Source organism: Pseudomonas sp. PS01303 (assembly GCF_029959385.1).
Taxonomy (GTDB): Bacteria; Pseudomonadota; Gammaproteobacteria; order Pseudomonadales; family Pseudomonadaceae; genus Aquipseudomonas; species Aquipseudomonas rustica.
In genome coordinates, this window is sequence record NZ_JASCPK010000312.1 from 1 (window position 1) to 1,180 (window position 1,180).

1 protein-coding gene is annotated in these 1,180 nt (G+C 59.3%); it reads right to left on the bottom strand.

Annotated features, from left to right (window positions below):
* Positions 1-112: 112 nt before the first annotated feature.
* Positions 113-1,078 carry an L-carnitine dehydrogenase gene (locus QMX93_RS30730; protein ID WP_282359335.1) on the bottom strand — a complete coding sequence of 322 codons (966 nt, stop codon included), beginning with the start codon at positions 1,076-1,078 and terminating at the stop codon, positions 113-115.
* Between the last annotated feature and the right edge of the window lie 102 nt (positions 1,079-1,180).

The window sequence follows — 1,180 nt, forward strand, 5'->3', positions numbered from 1 at the left end:
TTCCCACGCTCTGCGTGGGAACGCCTCCTGTGACGCTCTGCGTCACGCTTCTGGGACGCGGAGCGTCCCGGCTGCATTCCCACGCTGAGCGTGGGAACGATCATTAAACGACCTATTCGCTGAAACTCATCCCATGCTTTTCCTTGGTGGTCTTCACCGCCTCAAGGACCGCCAGCAAGCAATCATCACGATAGCGCTCCAGCGCCGAAATGCTGTGCCGACCGAGCTGATCGCTGGTGCCATCGACCACATCATCAATCAACTTGTCAGTCAGTTCCGGCGCCGGCAGATACGTCCACGGCAACTGCAACGCCGGGCCGAATTGCGACATAAAGTGGCGCATGCCCGCATCGCCACCGGCCAGCGTATAAGTCAGGAACGTGCCCATAAACGACCAGCGCAATCCAGCGCCAAAACGGATCGCATCGTCGATCTCGCCCGTGGTCGCGACACCGTCGTTAACCAGGTGCAACGCCTCACGCCACAGCGCTTCGAGCAAGCGGTCGGCGATGAATCCTGGCACTTCCTTGCGCACATGCAACGGGCGCATGCCGAGGGATTCGTAGACTTTCATCGCCGCTTGCACGGCTTCCGGTGCGGTGTTCTTGCCACCAACCACTTCCACCAGTGGCAACAGATAGACCGGGTTGAACGGGTGGCCAACCACGCAACGTTCCGGATGCGTCGAACTCTCGTAAAACTCACTCGGCAACAGCCCTGAAGTGCTCGAACCAATCAACGCATTCGGCTTGGCCGCTGCGCTGATTTTGCTGTGCAGATCGAGTTTCAGCTCAAGACGTTCCGGAGCGCTTTCCTGAATGAAATCGGCATCGCGCACGCATTCTGCGATGGTCGCGACAAAGCGCAGACGATCCTGCGAAGCACCCGGCGCCAGTCCGTTTTTCTCCAGCGCACCCCAGGCATTGGCGACGCGTTTGCGCAGCGCCGCTTCAGCGCCGGGCGCCGGATCCCAGGCCACGACGTCGAGGCCATGGGCGAGGGCACGGGCGACCCAGCCACTGCCGATGACACCGCTGCCCAGCGCGGCGAAGGTTTTGATTTCGGTGATAAAGCTCATAGGAATTTTCCCGTGGAAAGTAATCCCTGTAGGAGCTGCCGAAGGCTGCGATCTTTTGATCTTGATCTTAAAAAACAAGATCAAAAGATCGCAGCCTTCGGC

What these genes read in the sequence shown, in the direction of transcription:
- QMX93_RS30730 (WP_282359335.1), bottom strand. Translation starts at nt 1,078, where the DNA reads ATGAGCTTTATCACCGAAATCAAAACCTTCGCCGCGCTGGGCAGCGGT.